Below are 21,006 nucleotides of genomic sequence, written 5' to 3' on the forward strand. Positions count from 1 at the left end.
CGATAACAAACATAGCTTTCTCCCTGTTGAATCCAAGGAGAAAGCTCAGCTTGCTTTCTTTGCGAATTTCTGCACGACAATGAATTTCTCCATGACATCTGCCCCTGTCACATACAAGGGACCGCTCCGCAGCCAGGCATGAGCGATCAGCTTGCCCTCTTCATCCTTAGCGGTACCGAGATAGAGGGTGCTGTCAAGCTTCCTTCGCTCAAGCATTTTCGAGCCGGCAATGGCCTTTACCAGGCACTTGCTTTCCCAGAACGTGTAACGGCTAACGACCGTCAGCGCTTGCGATATACGCTGCAGCTTTCGCAAATCCGCAATCCCGGCGTGATGTGCTGTTTCTCCGGTTTTGTCGCCGAGCTTTGGCGCAATGGCGGCAAAGGGTCTGAACATGAGCACGCGTGCCCAAGCCAAGAATAGATAAGACTCGCAAAACAAGAGAAAAGTATGGCGATCAAGTGCCGCTATTAACTTTAGTTTCTTGAGTAACAAGAACGAGACCTTCTTTCCTCATATGATCCAAAAAAGAAATAACCTGCCGTTCACATTCCGTTTGATCCACGTCATATTCGGACAATAACCGGTTTACGATTTCTTGGACAGAAATATTCTCGCCAAGAAAGTCCCAGATACGTCCGCCAGTCGTTCCCAGATTGTAATAGTTTCCGTTTCGAATGCTGAGCATCACTTTCTCGCCGCCCATGTCGCTTACGATATTTTGCTCGCAGCTTACGATCATGTCGCTAAGCGTGATGGATTCTGTATGTATCATTTCATCATTCCTCCTTGGGGATGGTATTCAATAATAAGGCAGCAAGCTCATGCGCGCTGAAATAAGAAGCCGATCTTTGCAATTGGTTCATGTCGATTTGATTGATAAAGCGTGCAAGCGTCTTGAAATGCCAGCCTTGCAGATTCATATGCTCGAGTAGAAAATTGCGAAAGGTATGCCTAAGCAGCGTTTGGAAACGAACAAGCCCTTGCAGGGGGATGATCGTGGTATGGGATTCCGTTTTTACGAGTTCAAAGATACCGGCAAGAGGCAGCGCTTGGCTGCAGAAATGGGAAGCTACCGGAACTGCGAATTTGGTTTCCCTATCAAAAAGCGGCTGAAAGCGGTCAGAGCGCATGCCAAGGCGGTCGATCGTCTCCTGCCACATTTTCTGCTGCGGATAGGACGGTGATACGACGGGTACGTTATTATGGCTCAGTGACAGCGGAATCAGATCATCGCTTAATAATTGAAAGCCCTTTTCGAGAAGGATGGATGCAAGGGTGGATTTGCCGGCACCTGATTCACCCAGGATGGCGTAGGCTTTCCCGTTAATGGCGATTGCACTGCCGTGCAGCGGGAGGATTCCTCTTTGCAGTAGAATGACACCCATGCATGTACCAAGGATATACAAACGTATTTTATCTTCATTGAACCCCTCGAACGGCGAAACGATGATGGAATTTCCGTTGCTCATACAGAATATGCCGGTATCGGGAACGCGAATGAACACCTCATGTTCTGTCACTGCAAAATATTCGTTAGAAGAGGAAGCGGAGCTCCAGCGAGCCGTAAGATCCATGCTGGTGACTTGGACCGCATGGCCATCATCCGTGAAAGACTCGATTAAAGGGGGCAGTTCGGGTAGTGGAATATAGCTGTCGATACGGAAACCAAAGGAAAAATAACTGTTCTTGTTTATGGTCTTTACCATGGGTATCACTCCGGATCGTGATGCGAAATTTGGGGTAAGGTGCCTACTTGTGAAGCTAGGCACCTGTATTCTAAGTATGGTAAGCGGTTGGATATGAAACTAGCTGAAGTTGATAATTTCAGTTGGATCGGGTTGAACCGCATCTGGTGTCGCGAGCCCTGGTCCAGCCATCGTCATATTGACATTTAGCACTTCCAAAGCAGGTTGTTGCCACGCTTTTTTCACTTGGTTTTGCATAGAAATCACCTCCCTTCAAGCTTGTTTTTTAATAAATCGGCGAAAAATGAGACTGCGCATCAATATTCGGAAATTAGTCTCAAAGACGTTTTCCGGCCGCGGGTTTTTTTCGATGGCGGCTAAAGCACGTTTAAGCTCTTTAATATTGAGGTACTCCGAAACGATAGGATCGCTTACGACATGCTTTAGCTCATCGATTAAAATATCCCATGAGGGGAGCATTCGGTGTAGACCGTCCGCACCTTGTATGCCGCGTACTTTTTGGTTTAATCTAATGTCTTCCGGCAAATAGTTTATGGTAGAGCGCCGCACGAGTGAACGATCAAAGCCGTTTTGCACGAATTGCTCCTCGGGTACGGATAAACAGAATCGTATGACGCGCAAGTCATTCGTTGCATCGCGTTCCCACACCGAATAGCGAAGCGATTGCTTGCAGCCAACGGTACCTGTAATATTCCAGTAGTAGAGCATTTCGAACTGTTTTCTGCGTACCTCGTATACATCCTGGTAGGGATTTCCCCAGAAATCATAGCCATGCTGCTGAAGTCGTTCGTAAACATTCGTTTTTCGCGCAAATTCCGGATTAATCAGGTCTGGGAGCTCGGGCTCGTTGTTGGCGGCCATGAGCTTTGCCATCTTCGGGAAAGCTTTTTTTCCGACGATCGGCAGGATGCGCGATTGCTTGACGCCTAGCTCTTTGCTGTAAAGGCGGGACTCCTTGGCGAACCGGATCCATTTCAGCTTTCGCAGCAGGCTTGCTTGATAATCGAGGGCTGGCCCCCAGGAGATCGTCCAGTTGCCGCGGCTGCCCGTAAGAAGAACTCCGAGGTTCTGGGCATGCGCTTGCTGGTAGATCCCTTTGACCCAATAGGAATTTTCGTAAAACTTATAGGGCGTTTCCATGATTTCAAGCCATTCATCAATTTCAGTAAACGGGTTTTTACCTGGGAAGTTCAAATATTGCTCCTCGATGTTGCCCACATGATTGACAGTGGATTGAATATTGAAGCGTTCATTCGCGATCCGGCTCTTAGGCGTCCAATCATGGAAGTCCTCAAGGGGAACGTAGCTGAACGTATGCAATTTTTTGTTCTGCTCGCGCAGCGCTTTGGCGGCGAAGCTTACGACAGAGCCGGAATCGAGTCCGCCGCTTAAGTTAGCCCCCACTTGGCGATGCGTACGCAGCCGGGATGAGACGGCAGTTTGAAATACATCCCGGAAAGCTTCTTCATATTCTTCGTTCGATTTGAGCTTGATCTTGCTTTCGTTGACCAAGGTGGAATATCTCGAAAACTTTAGCTCCCCATTGCATACCGTGAAGGAATGCGAAGGCGGAACCTGGCCAATGTTTTTGTACACGGTAGTAAATAGATCGACGGCTTCTGTCGTAATCGGAATCGCAAGAAATTCGGACATCCATTGCTCGTTAAGCTGCTTGTCTATCCCAGGGATGGACAATAACGGCTGAATAACGGTCGAGAAAGCGAATAGCTCCTTCGTCTTTGCGTAATACAAGGTGCGGCTGCCGGAGAAGTCTCTCGCTCCGAACCAAGTGCGGTTATGCTCATCCCAGATGACGAAAGCGAAATCTCCTATCAAATGTTTAGGAGCCTCTCTGCCCCACTTCTGGTAGGAAAGGAGAATTAAAGCGCTATCTGTCATATCCTTGCGGTCAAAAGGATTTACTTGAAGCTTCTCGAACAGCTCAGGGCGGTTGTCGATGATCGCGTCGGCAGTAATGGCAAGGCCGCTTGAAGATTCATAGTAAGGCATTGTTTCGCCTACGGATTCAGGAGTAATCCATTGCGCATGGCAACCGAGAAATACGCTCTTTGCATGCCAAGCGTCGATATGATCGGCAGGATAATGCTGCAGATGCTCCAGCATGTGCACCCCCAGCTGTGGAGGGATAGGTTCATGATTGAGTTGGCTGATACCGACGATTGCGCTCATTGTTTCCTCCTGTCACTTGTCAAGCAAAAACGGATAATTCCTTATTCCACTTCATGAAACGTTCTTATTTGAGAACGAAGCCGACTGGCTCAAATAAAGCATATTTACAAAGAGAATATCATCTAACTTGCATTCTCTAATGGTTTAAAATTAGTTCGTTTTCTTTTTGTTTTTGTTCTTTATAAAGAACTTGTGATTAGGTTACCATCTCTGCTGATTCATTGTCAACAAGTTAATTTATAAAGTGTATTTTTTTGTAGAATGGGAGGGGATTTAGCTTATAGGAAGCGGTGCTGTTTGTTGGAACGTGCTGCCGCCTTGAAGTTGAGATTGGTTCATGAGTTGCATATACTAGAGCATAAGGTTATGTCATGTTCGGTGAAAAAGGGGGGATCGTTCTGATTTATTTCGCACTGCTAGCAGCTGTCGTTATCCTATACTTATTTTTTATATTTCCAACGCAATGGCTAAAGCTTGAGACGGTCAAACAGCCTATCGGCATAAACAAAACGATCTTGCAAATCAGTGATCTTCACTTTGATAGATTGCGTGTACCGGCAAGCCGGATTAAGAAGGTCATTAAGGAGAGCGATCCTGATTATATATTTTTAACGGGGGATTTCACCTACAAGGAGCGATACTTATCTCGCGCAGGCCGCTACTTCAAAGCGTTTGCGGAATGCGGCGTACCTATATATGCCGTATTAGGAAACCATGATTATGAGCTTCCCCAATTGCGCAAGCTGCTGCGGTTGTTTGAACAATACGGGATTAAGCTGTTGCGGAATGAATCGGTATCCGAAGCGGATTTTCAATTAGTCGGGATCGATGATTACGGTACGGGACACAGTAAAATCAACAAATCATTTCAGGACGTAACCGGTTCGAAGCCGATTGTGATCATTACCCACGATCCTAATATCGTACTGAAGCTTAAGCGTCCATACGCTTATCTAATGGCGGGCCACTTGCATGGAAAGCAGCTGAATGTGCCATTCTTCTTCAGGTTTAAACCGAAAGGCCCGCTTACTAAGAAAGGGATATATAAAGGGCTTCATTCGGACGAGAACGGCTTCTATTACATATCCAAGGGAATCGGGCAAGCGGGGGTCAATGCGCGCTTTATGGTTCGAAGCGAAATCACGCTGCACCAGCTATAATATCAAATCAGAGCGCATCGTATGCAAAAGGATCAGTCTGGCTCGCTTCGCCTGGCCTTCCGATAAGCCGCCGGAGGCAGGCCTTTGGCTTCCGTAAAGGTTCTAGTGAAATAATGGACAGACGAGAAGCCGCAGCTTTCTGCTATGTTTTTGATAGGAGCAGCCGTCTCGGACAGCAGCTGCTCGGCCGCACGAATTCGTTCGTGCCGGACAAGAATAGAAAATGATTCATGCACGCTTTGGGAGAATAGCCGGGACAGATGCCGCTCCGAGATATTTATATAGCCGGCAACCTCCGCTAAGCTCAGTTGAGCCCCTAAATTATCACGTATATACAGCTTGGCGCGACTAATCAGCATGGCGGTATTGGAACCAGGCAATATGGTTTCGGGAATGCCTTTTTTCCCGCCGATAACCGACTGGAAGCTTACGATAAGCGAATGCGCAAGCTGCTGCATAATCGAAATCGGAATAGGGGAGCAATCACCGCTTGGAATAAGCAAGGAATGCCAAATATGAGAAGTAGGCGAGTGCTGCTGCATGTCAATCCAGATAGGACCGCTGCTCAGCGTTTGATTGAAATAGTCGTATTCATCTTGCTTGGACAGCTTCTTGTCGAGCTCGAACGCAACATATAATAAGTCCAATCGGTCGACATCTCGAATCTGGTGCATCACGCCCGGCCTTGAGCAGAATAATACGCCTTCCCGCAACTCATATTCAACATGGTTTTCTTCATAAATGCCAGTTCCCCCAGCAACGTAGCAAACCTCGTAAAAGGAATGCTTATGCCTGATATTCTCGATTAAGCTTGGAACCGCTCCCCAGTAATAAACATGCATCGTTAAGCTCTCACCTTGCAGCAACCGTGCATAACGGTTTAAGCGTTCCTCGCTTTTAGCCCAAGCATACATCGGTACAATCAACTCCTATGGCGTAATTGTGCAAATAGTAGTCTTTGCCAGACAAATACGATTTCCTTATATACTGTCTATAATAAAAGTATGTTCAAACTAATTATAGATTAAGGAGAATGAGGATGTCCGTCAATGATAATGCGCAATTTTACAAAGAAAATGGTTTTTTTCTGGCACGAGGAGTTTTTAATGAAAGCGAAGTGCAGGAGATGAGAGCTGCGGTCGAGAAGATCGTTAAGCGGGCAGCATTGGCGCAAGCGGATGACAATCATGCTTGGCAGGGTGATTTCTTGCCGCCGGAGCAGCTGAAGAAGCTTGTGCTGAAAGGGTTCCATGATGTGCATTATCATGATGCTGCTTTCACGAGAGCGGCGATTCATCCACGGATGGTAGAAGTATTAAACGACCTTATCGGTCCGAATGTTCAACTGCATCATTCCAAAATGCTCGTTAAGCCTCCAGCTAACGGTGCCGCTTTCCCTATGCATCAGGATTATCCGTATTTTCCTCATGCCAATCATTCCATGCTGGCTGCCAGCGTTCATTTGGATGACGCGGATGAAGAGAACGGCTGCTTGGCTGTCGTGCCAGGCTCGCATTTGCAAGGTCCGCTACCGCATGTTGGGAAATACTATCTCAACCATAAGGAGCATCCGATTTCATCGGGAACGCTTTGCCCGGCCAAAGCGGGCGATGTACTGTTTTTCAACTATTTGACCATCCATGGCTCGGATGTGAATCGGAGCGAGAGAACAAGAAGAAATGTTCTGTTCCAGTATCGTGATGCTGACGATAAGCCAACGGAACAGGTGCATTTTGACTGGGGGATGGGTCTGATGGTAAGCGGCGAGAACCGGGATTTCCTGAACGTGAAACCAAGCTTCGAGCTGAAATAGCCACTTGCAGGCAAAGTCTTGTTGGAAGCGCATAACAACAAACGTTCATAATAACGTTGACAAAATGAAAGACACTCGTTAATATTTGAATATAACCAAGTAATTCAATGCGATAATATGTATTTAGTGGAATGATGTTTTCATATGCTTTTCATGCGACCGTAAAAACGGAGGTGTCCTTTTCTAAAGGATTACCTCCTTTTTTTATTCAGAATGGAGGAATGGTGAATTTGGCAGAGAAAACGATCGTATCGGAAGCATTTGAAATTAAGCTTAGCGAGCAGCTTTTTTTGCGGGGAAAGGTAAAGACGCTTGAGGGAGGGTCAGCAAGGCCTGCCGTTATTGTTGGGCATGGCTATAGAGGCTTTCAGGATTGGGCATTCTGGCCGGAAGTAACGGACCGTCTGGCTGAGAATGGCTTCTATACCGTAAGCTTTGATTTCTCGCGTATTACGGCAAAGGAAGCCGGAGGCGACGAGGCTGTCATTGCAAAAGCGAGTACGGTCTCGCAGGAGCTTGCGGATCTGGATGTTATTCTTCAGCACGTGAAACAGAAGCTGCTGCCGCATAGCGAACGGGCTGATCCTACGCGAGTTGCACTGATCGGCCATAGCAGAGCGGGGAGCAGCAGTTTAATTCTAGCAGCCGAGCAGCCAGCGGATGTGCAGGCCGTCGTCGTTTGGAATGGTGGAGCGGCGCCTTCCGGTACTGCAGCGGAACAGAACGCTACGCTGCTTCAGCAGACGGTGGCGCAAGACGCGGAAGCCAATAAAATTCGCTTTAATGTGCTGGAGCATTTCGGGTCATTGAAGCAACCGGTGCTGCTCGTGCAAGGAAGCAGCGATAATGAGCGGCTTCTAGCGGTTAATGAGAAGCTGAAGCAAGCGAATCCAGAGCAAACCTTCGTTTCCATCGAGGGCGCTGATCATGTGTTTGGCGTGCGGCATCCTTACGAAGGAGCAACGCTATATTTATCAGAAGCTTTGCAAGCTACTTTAAGCTTTCTAAACAAGGTTTATTAATTTCTTAAATGGTTAACAAAAGACGCCGCACAACCGGTTAATATCGGTAATGCGGCGTCTCTTGCTGTCATTATGCTAGCAGCCCAAATTGAAGGGAAGGTTTCCTCGTTGCTATGAAGAAGAAATTTCATATTGACACAAAGGAAATAGCGGTGATATATTGTTTTCAGTAAAGCGCAGTAATCTCATCGGAATTATATTTAATTAATTTCCAAGTTAATTAGTGCGTTGCAGAATAGAAAATAGACAGAGGGGAAGATTGTCGCATTATGGAAAATAATTTATTAACGGCGCTAGAAAACAACTGGATTACGCTGCTCGTTTCAGCGGTGCTATTAGGCGGGCTTTACTTTCTGGCTAAGAAGCGTGTCGGTTTCGGAACGAGGGTTCTAGTCGCGCTTGGGCTTGGATTGGTTGCGGGCATTCTATTCAATAATTTTGAATTGGAGACGGAAGGCGTAGGCACGATTGGATCGATCTACATTAACCTAATCCGAATGATCGTTATCCCGCTCGTGTTTGTTCTTGTCATCAACAGTATTATCTCGATAACGAACATCGAGTTTTTACGCAAGCTGAGTGTTAAGACGATCGCTTGGTTTTTAGCTACGACAGGCGTAGCGACGATAATCGGGCTGCTCGTTGCATCTGCTATTAATCCAGGAGCCGGATTTGAGCTAACGACTCCGGAAAACTTCGAAGCGCGTGAAGTACCGAGTTTTTTCAAAGTTATCCTGGATCAAGTTCCATCCAATCCAATTAGCGACGCGGCTGACGGGAAAGTTGTGCCTATTCTCATATTCGCCCTTTTCATCGCGGTTGCGATTGTCAAGGTAGGAGCCAAAAACCCGGATTCCGTTCAGCCTTTCAAAGCTTTTATTCAATCCGCAACGGTTATTTTGCACCAAGTAGTTAAATTCGTACTCCGCTTTACGCCATATGGCGTGTACGCACTGATTGCGGTTATGGCAGCCAAATACGGCTGGGAAACGCTTGAGCCGCTTGCTATGCTGATAGCTGTAAGCTATATCGCGCTTATTCTTCATTTCATATTCGTATTTGGCGGCTTGGTGACGTTCGTTGCCAAAGTTAATCCGCTGAAGTTTTTCAGAAAAGCATATCCGACGATCGCAGTAGCCTTCACGACGCGAAGCAGCTTTGCTACGCTTCCGATCAACTTGGAGGTCATTACGAAACGCCTGCGCATATCGCCGAAGATTGCGAGCTTTGTAGCTCCGCTTGGGGCAACGATGAACTTTAACGGCTGCGGCGGCGTGTGGCCGGCTGTTGTGTCCGTTTTCGTAGCGCAGGTTTACGGCGTGGCTCTTACTGCAACCGATTATGTGCTTATCGTAGTCGTAAGCGTCATTTCTTCAATCGGCGTTGCTGGCGTACCTGGACCAGCATCCATCTCGACAACGGTTGTTTTGACGGCAGTTGGTCTTCCGCTCGAAGGGATCGCGCTTGTAGTTGCCGTTGAATCTCTCATCGATATGGGACGTACAGCGGTTAATGCAACCGGTACGACGGTAACCGCGTTGCTCGTTGCGGATTCCGAAGGAGAATTCGATCGCGAAGCGTTCAATCGCGGAGACGAGGACGACTTGGAGCTTAATCCGGCATAAGGATAAGATCGATTTAACCGCTGCCAGCATATGCTGGCAGCGGTTTTTCTTTTTTATTGGTCCGTGCACTCGGATATAGGAAGAAGCCCGAATCGAAAAAAGTCCCTGCCAAGCACGCTTGAAGCGTGTGGGCAGGGACGATGTGCAATTACGGTTCGTCGTGCACCTCGGGGAAGGAATGGTCGTATTCGTCTTCACCGGGATAATCTCGCGGCAGTCCGTCGTGCAGGGCTCTATTCTCGTAGTAAAAGCGGTTGGATGGTCTTTGGTCTACTCGCCAAGGCGTGCTTTTGCCCAGCGATTCCATGAGCAGGTCGGAGCCATACGGGCCATCCGGAAATTCCTCCGGAACCAGGTCGTTGCGCTGCGATTCTACCGTCGAAACATCGGTATACGGCTGGCGATTTTCTTTCATAAATCGATCCATCGGCAGACTCCTCCCAAAACGGTATGTCATTACCATTTCAGTGTACCCTGATTAATCGGTAAAATGCACCGTTCCAACTACAAAATACAGAAATTGAGCAAGCTCGGAAGCCTCTTCCTCCGTCAGCTTAAACGTATGTTCCAGATATCCTTCTTCTTCTAGGTCATCGGGACCGATGATGGCGGTTTTGCCAAATTGGAGATCGGTTATCAGCTTCTTTCCATAAAAACGGCTTGTCGAAGTGATGGCAAGATCAAAGCGTTTTAAGCTTGGGCCGATAAATGTCACATACCTTGTTGAGGTTTCTTCCGTTGAATCGGACATAAAATCAAAATCGGGCAACAGCATGTTGTATGGCCTCCACTTCATTAATACAGTCATTATACAATAACAAAATGCTTGTAATAAAGAAATCATTATGATAGCATGAAGGCAATCGAATAATTGAACGTGGAGGAAGCACCTCCTTTGCCTTAGGGCAAAGGAGGTGCTTTTTTTGTTTTACGGCATCCCCTCTTTCATTTGAAGCGGCTGCCCTCGTTCAAGCCATTCGCGAAATCATGACTTATTGGAGGATTGAGTAGAACATGCAAATCGTATTTTTAAACACGTTCGAGAAACCGACCGAAGAACAAGAGATCGTAAGCGCACAGCTTTCCATCAGCGAAAGCCAAGGCATTTGGTCCGTGCATTGGATGGAAGGCGAGGATGAGAGCGGAAGTCCGCATACCTGGTTTGAGGGAACGTCATGGGAGGAAATGATCGTAGCCTTTCGGCATGGGATCGCTCGCGTCATGGGAGAAGGCTATACGCCGGTTATCGATGGAATGCTCGATGACCGCAGGCCTTCTTCGGGCAGCTTCGTAACGATGCTGCAATGCTACGGCGAGCTTAACCATGATCCTGATCTTTTCCAAAAGCTTCGCGAATGGCGGCGTGCCACTGCCATTGCAGAGAAACGCTCTGCTTATCTCGTTGCAACGAATCGAATGTTGTGGATGATTAGCGCATTCGCTCCGAAGTCAGCGGATGAATTGTCCCAGATTCCCGGATGGGGCAGTGCGAAGCATGCCGCCTACGGTGCGGAAATGCTCGCGATCATGGAGGAAACGGAACGAGCAACGTCCTTCCCGTTGCAATGGGTAACGGAGAAGCTGGATACAGGCATATACACGCAGTGGCTGTACAAACAGAAAGAAGCCAAGTACAAGACGCAGATGGATCGGCAATTGGTTAAGAAGCACATTCTAGCGACCGTGCATGAAGGCGGTTCGCTTGAACAGCTAGGTACTGAGCTAGAGCTCTCCAGGCGCGAGCTAATGGACCGGATCGAGCAGCTGGAGCAGGAGGGCTATGATATGGATTCCTTAATTTCAAGGGAGCTCCATACCGTATCGGAGGACGAGCAGCTTCTGGTATGGGAGGCGATGTCACAGGTAGGAGATAAATATTTGAAGCCGGTGCTGCAGCAAGTGTATGGGACGACGGAGGCGTCGCAGCTGGATAAGCCGGTTGATGTCTTATATGAACGCTTGCGTTTGATTAGGCTGCGTTTCCGGAGAAGCTTGGCGAGTAAAGCCGTGTAACCAATCGGGGGCAATGAATCGATTGCTGCCGTGAACAAAGGCGTCTTCGCTAGGAAGACGCCTTTGTTATCCCTATTTGGTCAGGCCATACCGTCTCCGCGAATCGAATGCGCGTATCAGACTCGCAAGAAAGCCCGGTTTCATAAGAGCGGTTGCTGATCAGGGTAATTGCTTGCTCGCGCAGTTCACGCACCGATGAACGATCCTCCTTGGTAAGCTGAGGGCCCTCGTGAGCTCTTAGCCAGACGAGGATAGCGCGAATGACCTGAGTGCCATCCAGAAGGGCATCTTTCCATAAACTCCATACGCTCTCATGGTTGTAGGCAGTTCCGTTTACCGGATCAAGCCAAGGCTCTTCTGATAAGTTTAACACATCAAAGGGAAAGGGCTCCTTCTTAAAGACGAAGGGTTCAATTTGACCGAGTGTGAGCGTCCTTTTTATTCCCGTAGGATCGTGGAACAGGCGCTGTGCGGCAATGAAATCGCGGCATGCTTGATTGAAGTCCTCCCGCTTGACCATTGGCGCAAGATCGCCGTAGTAATTTGAAACAATGGACTCGAACGCATCCAAGACAGGCGAAGGAAACGAACCGTTAGTGTCGACGTATGTCCAGACTGCGGTTTTCCACGTTTCGACTCCCCACAATTCTCTCGCGATAATCGTATCCATCATGATCTCAAAGCGTTGATGGTCCCATTTGCGGAAACCGGATTTACTGAAAACATAGGGGTGCAAATTACGGTCTAAGATATGATGCAGCACAAAACCAAGTGAGTATAGGATAGAGGGATCAGGACTTTTAGGGCATGCTTTCCTCCCATTGACGCTATCAAGCAGCTCAACGAGGACGGGACCGCAGTGGAAATTATGCATTTCGGTGCCTAAACGGTTTAAAGCCGCGCTTCGCTGCCACGGAAAGAAACGATGATAGAATAAAAAGTCAGGTCCCTGACAGCCCAAATTAAACATGTTTTTATGCTCCTTCAATTGAAGAAGCTCGCTTTCGCCTAGCTTTTCAAGCACAAGCTGTCCGAATATGAAATGAGCCCATACGTTTGGCAAGCAGAGAACCCTCCAGTCATTACGGCAGTTTACCGTTTTCGAAAAGAAAACATAGTTCTTTAGGTATATATATTTTTTTTATAGTATACTTGTCCTAATGAATTAAGTATAATATAAATTAAACAAGACAAACCGCGAATTTTGTCGAAAAGGAGCGTATCTTCATTATGAAGGCAGAATACATTAACCCGTTTCTTGAATCCGCAAAAATCGTGATTGAGCAAGTCGTTCAAATACGTCCTGCGACTGGTGAGCTTGGCCTCAAGGATATCAAGTTTGTAGAGAACTATATTTGGATTCAAATTGGACTCAATGGACAGATGAACGGAGACATTGTATTCGGGCTAAGTGAAGAAGTAGCTATGAAAATGGTTTCTGCGATGATGGGCGGATACGTAATTTCTGAAATCGACGAAATCGTGAAAAGCGCTATTTCTGAGCTCGGCAATATGATTAGCGGGAATGCCAGTACCATGTTGTTTAATCAAGGAGTGCGCGTCGACATTACGCCTCCGAAGGTTATCCAATCTGCGCAATCAGCAGGCTTCACTGCGCAGAAGGCACTTACCATTCCGCTTATTATGGATGGAATCGGAGAGCTTGACATCCAAGTTTTAATCGCATCTTAGCACAGAAATGGCTCCTTAGGGAGCTTTTTTTGCGTCTGCAGAAGCAATCAAGTAAACTTGTAAATGGGTGATGTTGGATGTTAAAGGACAAAGTTATATTCATCTCCGGGGCATCGAGCGGGATCGGGGCGTTAACGGCTATCAAGCTGGCGGAACGCGGTGCAATTCCCATTCTGACAGGCCGGAATGTCGGGAAGCTGAAAGAGATTGCCTTGAGCATGAAAGGCAATGTTTCTTATTATCAAATGGATGTAACCGACAATAAGCAAGTGCAGCAAACGGTCGAAGCCGTCATTGCGAAATACGGTAAAATAGATGTGTTGTTGAATAATGCCGGATACGGACAATTTGAGCCTTTCGCGAGCATGCCTGTCGATCATTTCGAACAAATGATGGATACCAATTACATGGGCGTCGTGCGGTGCACAAAGGCAGTCATTCCGCATATGGTGAAACGCGGAAGCGGGCATATTGTTAATATCGCATCGCTGGCAGGTAAGATTGGCACAGCCAAATCAACCAGTTATACGGCTACGAAGCATGCGGTGCTCGGCTTCACGAATTCGCTCAGAATGGAGCTTCGCGGGAGCGGCATACAGATATCGGCCGTCAACCCGGGACCGATCGATACGCCCTTTTTCTCCTTGGCTGATCCTTCCGGCTCTTACGTGAAAAACGTCAGTTGGTTTATGATGAAGCCAGAGTACGTAGTCGATCGGATCGTGAAGCTGATTGAACGTCGAAAAGACGAACTGGATCTACCTAAAAAGGCGGCGGTTGCCATCAGGCTCTACCAGCTGCTGCCGCGCACGATTGATCGGCTCTTCGGCGGTATGCTGAATCGAAAATAAAGGTTTATTTGAGAGAGGATTAAAGAATGAGTAAGCACACTTGGAATGAGATTGGTATTAATGAGCTGCTTGAAAGCAAGCTTGCGGCGAACGGGATATTGGAACCGACAGATGTTCAAGCGGAGACGATTCCGATTCTGCTCGGAGGCAGCGACGTATCAGCAAGATCCCAGACTGGCACGGGCAAAACGTTAGCCTATTTGCTGCCAATGCTGCAAAAGCTGAATTCGTATTCGAATGCGGTACAGGGCGTGATCCTAGCTCCCACACAGGAGCTGGCGATGCAAATTGTACGCGTTGCGGAAATTTACGCGGAGCCGCTTAATATTCGCGTTCAACAGCTTATAGGCGGTGCGGCGCTAAAACGCCAGGTTGAGAAGCTGAAGCTTCGTCCTCAGCTTGTAATCGGCACGCCGGGACGTATCCATGAGCTGCTTAAAATACGAAAGCTTAAGCTAAACGATGTCAATAACGTCGTCGTGGATGAAGCGGATCAAGTTTTCCAGCTGGGCTCCACAAAAGAAGTCGAAGTGATTCTTCACAATATGGGCAAAGGGCGGCAAATCGCGTTTTTCTCGGCCACTTATCCGGATCAGATGGCTCGGTTCGAAGGACGCTGGATGAAAAACCCGGTGCGCATTCAAATAACGCCGGAGCACAGGGTGTCCCAAACGATTGATAATTATTTCGTAGTCAGCGATAAGCGAGATAAGACGGATACGGCACGCCGCCTCGTGCGGTTGCTGAATCCCTCTTCGGCATTGCTTTTCTTGAACGATACCGACAACATCTCCAACTGGGAATCGAAGCTCAGCTATGAAGGCTTTACGGTCGAGGCTCTTTACGGAGATGCCGACAAGCAGCGCAGGGCGGCGACGCTAGCCCGGTTTCGCGAGGGCCGCTGCCAGCTGCTGCTCGCTACCGATGTCGCTGCACGGGGCTTAGATATTGAGGGCTTGCCACTCGTTATCCAGTTGGATCCAGCAGCCGATGCGGACCATTACGTTCACCGTGCAGGCCGTACGGGACGTATGGGACGAGCCGGGACGGTCATTTCCATCGTCATGCCTCAGGAGCTGTTTATTATGGAGAAGTTCCGGAAGCAGCTTGGCATCGATCTCTCGGAGCGAACGATGTTTAGAGGCAAGCTTCTGTCTGCGGAAGAGCTGAGGGAAGCCACTCGCCCATTCGCTGCACGGCATGAAGCGAAGCTGGCTGAGCGCTCGGAAGTTCAGTCGAAGCGATTGCAGGAGCGCAAGGAGGCGCCGGCAGCAGCAGCTGCCCCGGCCAAGGAAACGAAGCTTGTTGAGGTTCATGCGGCAACGGCTGCTCCTAAACCGAAGGCTGCCGCTAAAGCGGCTCCCAAGCCATCTCCAAAGAAAGTGGAGCGCAAGCGCGAAGGGAAAAACAAAGGTGCGCCAAAATGGTTGAAAGCAAAGCGCGAGGCCGAAAAAGAAAAATAAAATAAAAAAATGTTGAAAGCCACCCTCTTAAATCGAACTGCCTCCCCCGAAACCTATGGGCGAAGGTAAAAAATGCGGCAAAACCCGCAATCGAAAAAGGAGAGTGGCTTTCTTGATGAAACAAACGATGTGGAAAAAGACAGCAATATCCTCGCTTGCGCTGCTAATGCTTGCAGGCGGAGCAACGTCAGCTTTTGCAGATGGTGGTGGCAAAGGCAAAGGACAGGGAGGCGGCCGTGACGACGATAAAGGCCGACACGAGGATAAGAATGACAAGAACGATAAAGATGATGATTATAAGGTAACATGGAAGTTCGAAGATGAGGATGACCTGAAATGGGCAATGGAATACATTATGCGGCTTGCATCCAAAGGTGTATTCACTGGTTACGAGGATGGAACCTTTAAGCCGAATCAAAAAATTAGCCGAATCGAAACATTGACTGCGGCGATTAGGCTGATGGGACTGCGTGCCCAAGCAGAATCGACAGAAGAAATGAACACGGACCTGCAGTTCAAAGACGCTGACAAAATCGAGAAAAAATACCCGTGGGCTGTCGGCTATGTAGCGGTTGCGCTGGAAAACGATTTATTCTCCGAAACGGAAACGGAAGTGAAGCCGGAGGCAAACGCAACAAGGTTGTGGTCTACGATCCTGCTTGTAAAAGCGCTTAAATTGGAAGATGAAGCGAAAGCGCTCAACAATACGAAGCTGGACTTCAAGGATGCGAAAGAGATACCTGCAGGCTCTGTTGGTTATGTCGCCTTGGCACTCAAAAAGGGCATCATTACCGGCTACGACGACAAGCATGGCAAAACATTCCGTCCGAACCAGCCGGTTACTCGCGCGGAGCTGGCAGCTTTGCTGGACCGTACAGATACTGAAATGCCGGATCAGGATGCACAAGCCATTACGGGCAAGCTGAAGGCAGCTCCAGAGGGCGGCAAGCTGACCATTATCAAAGCGGACAAGTCCGAGGCTGCGCTTGCTATTGATTCGAACGTATTTATTTTCCGCGATGACAAGAAAGCTCCTCTGAGCGCATTGCGCGCAGGCGATGAGGTTCTTGTCCGCACTTATCAGAACAAAATCGTATTTATAGAGGTAACGAAATCCGCTCCTGCGGTAACGGCTTTCTCGGAGCTAGGCATCATTAATTCGCTTACGTTCAATGCGCAGGCGAAGCTTGCGACGATCTCCATTTCGCGCGTTGAGAACTCGCAAACCGTTATGCTGACGTACAACGTGGATGCCAATGTAACGATTGCGGGAGACGCTTCGCTGTTGAAGGCTGGACAGCTCGTGCTGGTAAAGGGCGACAACGCCTTGGCAAAAGCAATTGAAATCAAATAATGATTATGGAGGAGCGTCATCGCGATCGATGATGCTCCTTTTTATTTGAATGGTAAAGAGCAAGCAGAAGTGGCGAAAACAGGGTGTTTTTATAATTCCGACAAAAACGATGGGATAAATTAAAATAATCGTTGACATGGCATTCTTTGGGTAATAGAATAAACATGTAATCAAAATGCGTTGGCTAACCATTTTGTAGGATAACTAAAGAAGAATAATCTACTGGACCACCAGAGATTCGATGAGCGCGCCATAAGGCGTCTTGTTGAGTCTCCTTTTTTTTATCCAAGCAAAGTTAAGCAAGGGGGAAGAACACAGGCCTTTTAAACAACATTTGTATTTCTCAAAAGGGTAGCACCAAACAAGCATGAAACGAAACAACAATAAAACGACGCTCAAGGAGCGAAGCGAAAGGGATGTTCACACACATGAAAAAACTGACATTAACATTGATCTCCGCAACGGTAGCTTTCTCGGCACTCACTTACGTAGCCGTATCTGCGAAACAGGCCCAAGGGGCTCCGGTTCCGAAGAGCAGTACCGCTGTTACTGCTCCTGTACAAGAAGAAACACCGGCAGTAATTGAAACGCCCGAGGTGAAAACGGCTGCAGTTGTAGAAGAAACAAAACCTCAGGCAGACGCTGCCGTTGTAGCGGTAGAAGCAGCAGCTCCACAGGCCGAAAAAGCATCTGAACCAGCAGCAGAGCCAAAAGCGGAAGTTAGCGCTGCTCAAAAAGACTCCGCAGCCAAAGAAGTTAAAGCTGCAGCAGTTGAAGTGAAAGAATCGGTACAACCAAAAGCAAGCGCATCGGCAGCCAAACAAGAAACACCTAAAGCCGCTGCACCTGCCGTAAAAGAAGTGAGTGCGCCGAAGGCTGCTGCTACAGCGGCACCGGTCGTTAAAGAAGAAAAACCAGCTGCTGCTGTGAAGGAAGAAGTGAAAGCAGCGCCAGCAGTCAAGGAAGAAGTAAAAGCTGCTCCAGCTGAAACGGCACCAAAAGAAGAGAAAAAGCCCGTTACGATTATTAAAAAAGATGCGGCACAGCCTAAGGCTCCAGCTGCTTCTAGCTCTTCATCCTCGTCAGGCTCCTCTTCAGCACCTGCTGATTCCGGCACAGCCGTAGAAGAAATTTGCTAATCCGTAAGTATGCGAAGAAGCTTCGTACGAAATTCGTTTCTTAAAAAGCAGTATACAGGGGAATGGGCGGCTAATACCGCCCATTCTTTCTTTTTTACGATTACATTGCTAGCATGCTTCTTAACGAGATTTCATATAGGGGGAAGAGGGTTTGGACTATTTATTGGCTTTTTCGGCGGGGCTGCTGTCTTTTTTGTCACCATGCGTGCTTCCGCTCATACCTGTCTATTTAAGCTACATCATTGGCTCCTCGCTTCCGGGAATAGATTCGGGCAAAGCCAAATTAAACGCAGGCGCCAAATCGGTATTTTTTATTATCGGTTTTTCACTTGTATTCATAATATTAGGCGTTTCAGTAAGCTCGATAAGCAAGCTATTTGCCGATCAAATGGTTCTGATCAGACAGGCCGGAGGCATCCTCATTATTATTTTTGGATTACATATGATTGGTCTGTTTAAAATTAAATTTTTGTATGCGCAGAAAAGGTTTATGCCCTCCGCGCCAACCAATAAAACATGGAGCTCTTTCTTGCTCGGGATGGCGTTCGCCGCGGGCTGGACGCCTTGCATTGGGCCGATTCTGTCAACGATCCTAATCTATGCGGGCAGCATGGATACGATTGAGAAGGGCGTATCGCTGTTAGCTTTGTACTCGCTTGGCATGGGCTTGCCGTTCTTTCTATCGGCTCTGCTTGTTGATCGCCTGACCCATTATTTGAAAAAGATATCTAGGTTTATTCCAGCCGTATCCATCATCAGCGGCTTCATCCTGCTTGCGATGGGCATTCTTGTTCTGACCGACAAGCTGGACATGATCAACCAATCGTTCAGCTTCTTTGGCTAATCATAGGTCGAATGCGTTTGACCGCTGTTCAAGGAACCCAAAACATTGTTTTTTTGATATTGGCCCCATAATTCGGTATGCTGTTTAATAGCTTATACCAATTTGCAATGTTGAAGGTGATAGAATGGAATCCATATTGAAGGTTAGCGGATTAACCGGGGGTTATAGTCCAAGAAGACCCGTGCTGCACGATATTACCTTCGAGGTAAAAGCAGGGGAAATGATTGGGCTGATCGGGCTTAACGGTGCAGGGAAAAGCACGACGATCAAGCATTTATTAGGTCTGATGAAGCCGCAAGCCGGCGATGTACGGATTGATGGCGTGACCCTGGAGGAGGAAACAGAGCGATACCGATCCGCGTTTGCTTACGTGCCGGAGACGCCCGTGCTGTTCGATGAGCTGACGGTGGAGGAGCATTTGCGCTTAACCGGCATGGCTTACAGCGTGAAGGACGAACATTATGAGGAGCGGGTGGAAGAACTGCTCAAGCAATTCCAAATGGTGCCGAAACGCAAAGCATTTGCTTCCCACTTGTCAAAGGGCATGAAGCAGAAAGTGATGATTATGAACGCGCTGCTTGCGGAGCCGCCTTTGTACATTATCGATGAGCCCTTTCTAGGGCTTGATCCGCTCGGCATTCGCTCCTTGCTCGAACGGCTTGTAGAGGTGAAGCGGAAAGGCGCAGCCATTCTTATGAGCTCGCATATTTTATCCACCGTGGAAGCCTATTGCGACCGATTTATCGTCATGCACCATGGGAGAATCGTTGCGATAGGCACGCTGGAGGATGTTAGAAGGGCAGCGGGAATGGAGATGCGCGGCGGTTCGCTGGAGGATGCCTTCTATAAGCTCGTAACAGGAGGCAATGCTTAATGGACAATGATCGGACGCTTGAAGCGTTATGGCATCGCCGGGGGAAGGCGTTCCGCGAGGAGGCATTTCCTTATTTTCGCTACATGGGGCAAAGCGGCTTTCCTGCATTTATGTCTTTGTTCGTTATTTCCTCAGCTATTGGTTATATCGGATTGATTCGCAATATGCCAGCTGATTTCCCTTTTGCTGCGGTAGGCATAATCGCTTTGACGCTTGTGCTGTGCTGGAGTCCGCTTCGTACATGGCTCGCTGCCGGAGACACCGTATTTCTTATGCCGAGGGAAGCGGAGATGAACGCATACCTACGGCTATCGTTCCGTTATACGACGATTGGCTGTTCCGTACTGGCAGCTATCGTGTTTCTACTGTATTTGCCTATTTACTCGCAAGGCCAGTCGCTAAACGGGGCATGGATGCTTGCTGCCGTTGCTGCGGGCTTGAAGGCTGCCAATGTATGGGGAGCATGGAAAGAGCGCCAGATGGGCTGGCCGGGCATGAGACGGCTTCTTCGCGCGCTGCGCTGGGCGATGACGGCGTTAACCCTTGCGGCTTGGCTCTCCAGCGTGCTGTGGCAGGCGGCTGCCTTTACGCTGCTTCTCGGGCTTCTTTACGCGGTGCTCTACCGGCTGCCGAGCAAGCATCGTTTTCCGTGGGAGAGGCTGATCGATGAGGAAGCGCGGACACGGAAACGCTATTATGCTTTTTTTGGACTGTTCATTGACGTACCGACGCTGCCATCCAGCACGGCCAAACGTTCCTATTTGACTTGGCTGCTCCGGATGATCCGATACACGAATCGCCACACATTCGTGTATCTCTATTCGGCATCGCTGATGAGAACGGAAATGGGCGGCATTATCGTTCGGCTGCTTTTCCTAGGCTGCTTGATTACGTATTGGTTTGCTGAGGCGGTTTCGCTGTCAGGGTACGGTAGCGTCATCTCTTTCGCCGTGTTTATGGGCTTAATAGCCGTTCAATTAGGCGGGCTGCGGCATGTCCATCGCTACTCGGTTTGGAAGCATGTGTACCCGCTACCGGAAAAGCAAAGAATCGATCAATTTCTTAAGGTAGATCGCTTCGCTATGCTGCTGTGCACGGTGCTGCTTTGGCTGTTTGCGGCATTGCCCCTTGCTTTGTCAGGCGTGTACATGCCTTCGATTGTCGCAGCAGCGCTGGCTGCTGCTTATCTGATGATTCGGCCAGGCCGCTTGCGCAAGAAGCTTTCATTAGACGAAGAAGAGGATTAATGGAGCTTGA

General features: G+C 48.4%; 22 protein-coding genes. 13 read left to right on the forward strand and 9 right to left on the reverse strand.

Annotated elements, in window-relative coordinates:
• Positions 1 to 45 precede the first annotated feature (45 nt).
• The 5 genes from AC0YN3_RS12255 to AC0YN3_RS12275 all read right to left on the reverse strand — a co-directional run bounded on the left by AC0YN3_RS12255 (position 46) and on the right by AC0YN3_RS12275 (position 3,899).
• A complete protein-coding gene (locus AC0YN3_RS12255; protein WP_475775333.1) occupies positions 46 to 495 on the reverse strand; it encodes a lasso peptide biosynthesis B2 protein in 450 nt (149 codons plus the stop codon).
• Entirely contained in the window at positions 458 to 775 is a 318-nt protein-coding gene (locus AC0YN3_RS12260) for a lasso peptide biosynthesis PqqD family chaperone (RefSeq protein WP_475775334.1), read from the reverse strand. Before AC0YN3_RS12260 ends, AC0YN3_RS12255 begins: the two co-directional genes overlap by 38 nt.
• 4 nt (positions 776 to 779) lie before the next feature.
• Positions 780 to 1,709 (reverse strand): aldolase, encoded by a 930-nt coding sequence (locus tag AC0YN3_RS12265; RefSeq protein ID WP_475775335.1) that lies wholly within the window; start codon positions 1,707 to 1,709, stop codon positions 780 to 782.
• Positions 1,710 to 1,808: 99 nt separating this feature from the next.
• Positions 1,809 to 1,934, reverse strand: a complete 126-nt coding sequence (locus AC0YN3_RS12270; RefSeq protein WP_183558449.1) for a paeninodin family lasso peptide — start codon at positions 1,932 to 1,934, stop codon at positions 1,809 to 1,811.
• Between the two features lie 27 nt (positions 1,935 to 1,961).
• Positions 1,962 to 3,899: an asparagine synthase-related protein gene (locus tag AC0YN3_RS12275; RefSeq protein ID WP_475775336.1), complete on the reverse strand. Its 1,938-nt coding sequence runs from the start codon at positions 3,897 to 3,899 to the stop codon at positions 1,962 to 1,964.
• A 371-nt stretch (positions 3,900 to 4,270) separates the two neighbouring features.
• On the opposite strand from AC0YN3_RS12275, the gene AC0YN3_RS12280 reads away from it, so the two are divergent.
• Positions 4,271 to 5,059: a metallophosphoesterase gene (locus AC0YN3_RS12280; RefSeq protein ID WP_475775337.1), complete on the forward strand. Its 789-nt coding sequence runs from the start codon at positions 4,271 to 4,273 to the stop codon at positions 5,057 to 5,059.
• Between the two features lie 32 nt (positions 5,060 to 5,091).
• On the opposite strand, the gene AC0YN3_RS12285 is transcribed toward AC0YN3_RS12280, so the two are convergent.
• Positions 5,092 to 5,973 (reverse strand): helix-turn-helix domain-containing protein, encoded by an 882-nt coding sequence (locus AC0YN3_RS12285; protein WP_475775338.1) that lies wholly within the window; start codon positions 5,971 to 5,973, stop codon positions 5,092 to 5,094.
• Positions 5,974 to 6,098: 125 nt separating this feature from the next.
• On the opposite strand from AC0YN3_RS12285, the gene AC0YN3_RS12290 reads away from it, so the two are divergent.
• The 3 genes from AC0YN3_RS12290 (at position 6,099) to AC0YN3_RS12300 (ending at position 9,519) form a co-directional block, all read left to right on the forward strand.
• Entirely contained in the window at positions 6,099 to 6,872 is a 774-nt protein-coding gene (locus AC0YN3_RS12290) for a phytanoyl-CoA dioxygenase family protein (RefSeq protein ID WP_475775339.1), read from the forward strand.
• 230 nt (positions 6,873 to 7,102) lie between these two features.
• A complete protein-coding gene (locus AC0YN3_RS12295) occupies positions 7,103 to 7,894 on the forward strand; it encodes an alpha/beta hydrolase family protein (RefSeq protein WP_475775340.1) in 792 nt (263 codons plus the stop codon).
• A 269-nt stretch (positions 7,895 to 8,163) separates the two neighbouring features.
• On the forward strand, positions 8,164 to 9,519 hold the full coding sequence (locus AC0YN3_RS12300) for a dicarboxylate/amino acid:cation symporter (RefSeq protein ID WP_475775341.1): 1,356 nt from the start codon (positions 8,164 to 8,166) through the stop codon (positions 9,517 to 9,519).
• A gap of 148 nt (positions 9,520 to 9,667) precedes the next feature.
• On the opposite strand, the gene AC0YN3_RS12305 is transcribed toward AC0YN3_RS12300, so the two are convergent.
• Together AC0YN3_RS12305 and AC0YN3_RS12310 are read right to left on the reverse strand one after the other, a co-directional pair.
• Complete coding sequence (locus AC0YN3_RS12305; RefSeq protein ID WP_475775342.1) at positions 9,668 to 9,946, reverse strand: hypothetical protein; 279 nt, start codon at positions 9,944 to 9,946, stop codon at positions 9,668 to 9,670.
• A gap of 51 nt (positions 9,947 to 9,997) precedes the next feature.
• Complete coding sequence (locus tag AC0YN3_RS12310) at positions 9,998 to 10,294, reverse strand: DUF3055 domain-containing protein (protein WP_183557386.1); 297 nt, start codon at positions 10,292 to 10,294, stop codon at positions 9,998 to 10,000.
• A 239-nt stretch (positions 10,295 to 10,533) separates the two neighbouring features.
• Here AC0YN3_RS12310 and AC0YN3_RS12315 point away from each other — a divergent pair, with 239 nt between their 5' ends.
• A complete protein-coding gene (locus AC0YN3_RS12315; RefSeq protein WP_475775343.1) occupies positions 10,534 to 11,532 on the forward strand; it encodes an HRDC domain-containing protein in 999 nt (332 codons plus the stop codon).
• A 49-nt stretch (positions 11,533 to 11,581) separates the two neighbouring features.
• Here AC0YN3_RS12315 and AC0YN3_RS12320 read toward each other — a convergent pair whose 3' ends face one another.
• Complete coding sequence (locus AC0YN3_RS12320) at positions 11,582 to 12,595, reverse strand: zinc dependent phospholipase C family protein (RefSeq protein WP_475775344.1); 1,014 nt, start codon at positions 12,593 to 12,595, stop codon at positions 11,582 to 11,584.
• Positions 12,596 to 12,762: 167 nt separating this feature from the next.
• Here AC0YN3_RS12320 and AC0YN3_RS12325 point away from each other — a divergent pair, with 167 nt between their 5' ends.
• The 8 genes from AC0YN3_RS12325 to AC0YN3_RS12360 all read left to right on the forward strand — a co-directional run bounded on the left by AC0YN3_RS12325 (position 12,763) and on the right by AC0YN3_RS12360 (position 20,996).
• On the forward strand, positions 12,763 to 13,224 hold the full coding sequence (locus AC0YN3_RS12325) for a chemotaxis protein CheX (RefSeq protein ID WP_138752488.1): 462 nt from the start codon (positions 12,763 to 12,765) through the stop codon (positions 13,222 to 13,224).
• 77 nt (positions 13,225 to 13,301) lie between these two features.
• Positions 13,302 to 14,075: an SDR family NAD(P)-dependent oxidoreductase gene (locus AC0YN3_RS12330; RefSeq protein ID WP_475775345.1), complete on the forward strand. Its 774-nt coding sequence runs from the start codon at positions 13,302 to 13,304 to the stop codon at positions 14,073 to 14,075.
• Between the two features lie 26 nt (positions 14,076 to 14,101).
• Entirely contained in the window at positions 14,102 to 15,538 is a 1,437-nt protein-coding gene (locus AC0YN3_RS12335; RefSeq protein WP_475775346.1) for a DEAD/DEAH box helicase, read from the forward strand.
• Between the two features lie 115 nt (positions 15,539 to 15,653).
• A complete protein-coding gene (locus AC0YN3_RS12340) occupies positions 15,654 to 16,892 on the forward strand; it encodes an S-layer homology domain-containing protein (RefSeq protein WP_475775631.1) in 1,239 nt (412 codons plus the stop codon).
• 428 nt (positions 16,893 to 17,320) lie between these two features.
• Complete coding sequence (locus AC0YN3_RS12345; protein ID WP_475775347.1) at positions 17,321 to 18,031, forward strand: hypothetical protein; 711 nt, start codon at positions 17,321 to 17,323, stop codon at positions 18,029 to 18,031.
• Positions 18,032 to 18,182: 151 nt separating this feature from the next.
• A complete protein-coding gene (locus AC0YN3_RS12350) occupies positions 18,183 to 18,875 on the forward strand; it encodes a cytochrome c biogenesis CcdA family protein (protein ID WP_475775348.1) in 693 nt (230 codons plus the stop codon).
• Between the two features lie 124 nt (positions 18,876 to 18,999).
• Positions 19,000 to 19,749: an ABC transporter ATP-binding protein gene (locus AC0YN3_RS12355; RefSeq protein WP_475775349.1), complete on the forward strand. Its 750-nt coding sequence runs from the start codon at positions 19,000 to 19,002 to the stop codon at positions 19,747 to 19,749.
• Positions 19,749 to 20,996: an ABC transporter permease gene (locus tag AC0YN3_RS12360; protein WP_475775350.1), complete on the forward strand. Its 1,248-nt coding sequence runs from the start codon at positions 19,749 to 19,751 to the stop codon at positions 20,994 to 20,996. The genes AC0YN3_RS12355 and AC0YN3_RS12360 overlap by 1 nt, the downstream gene beginning before the upstream one ends.
• The last annotated feature ends 10 nt before the right edge of the window (positions 20,997 to 21,006 follow it).

The organism is Paenibacillus sp. J22R232 (assembly GCF_056269165.1).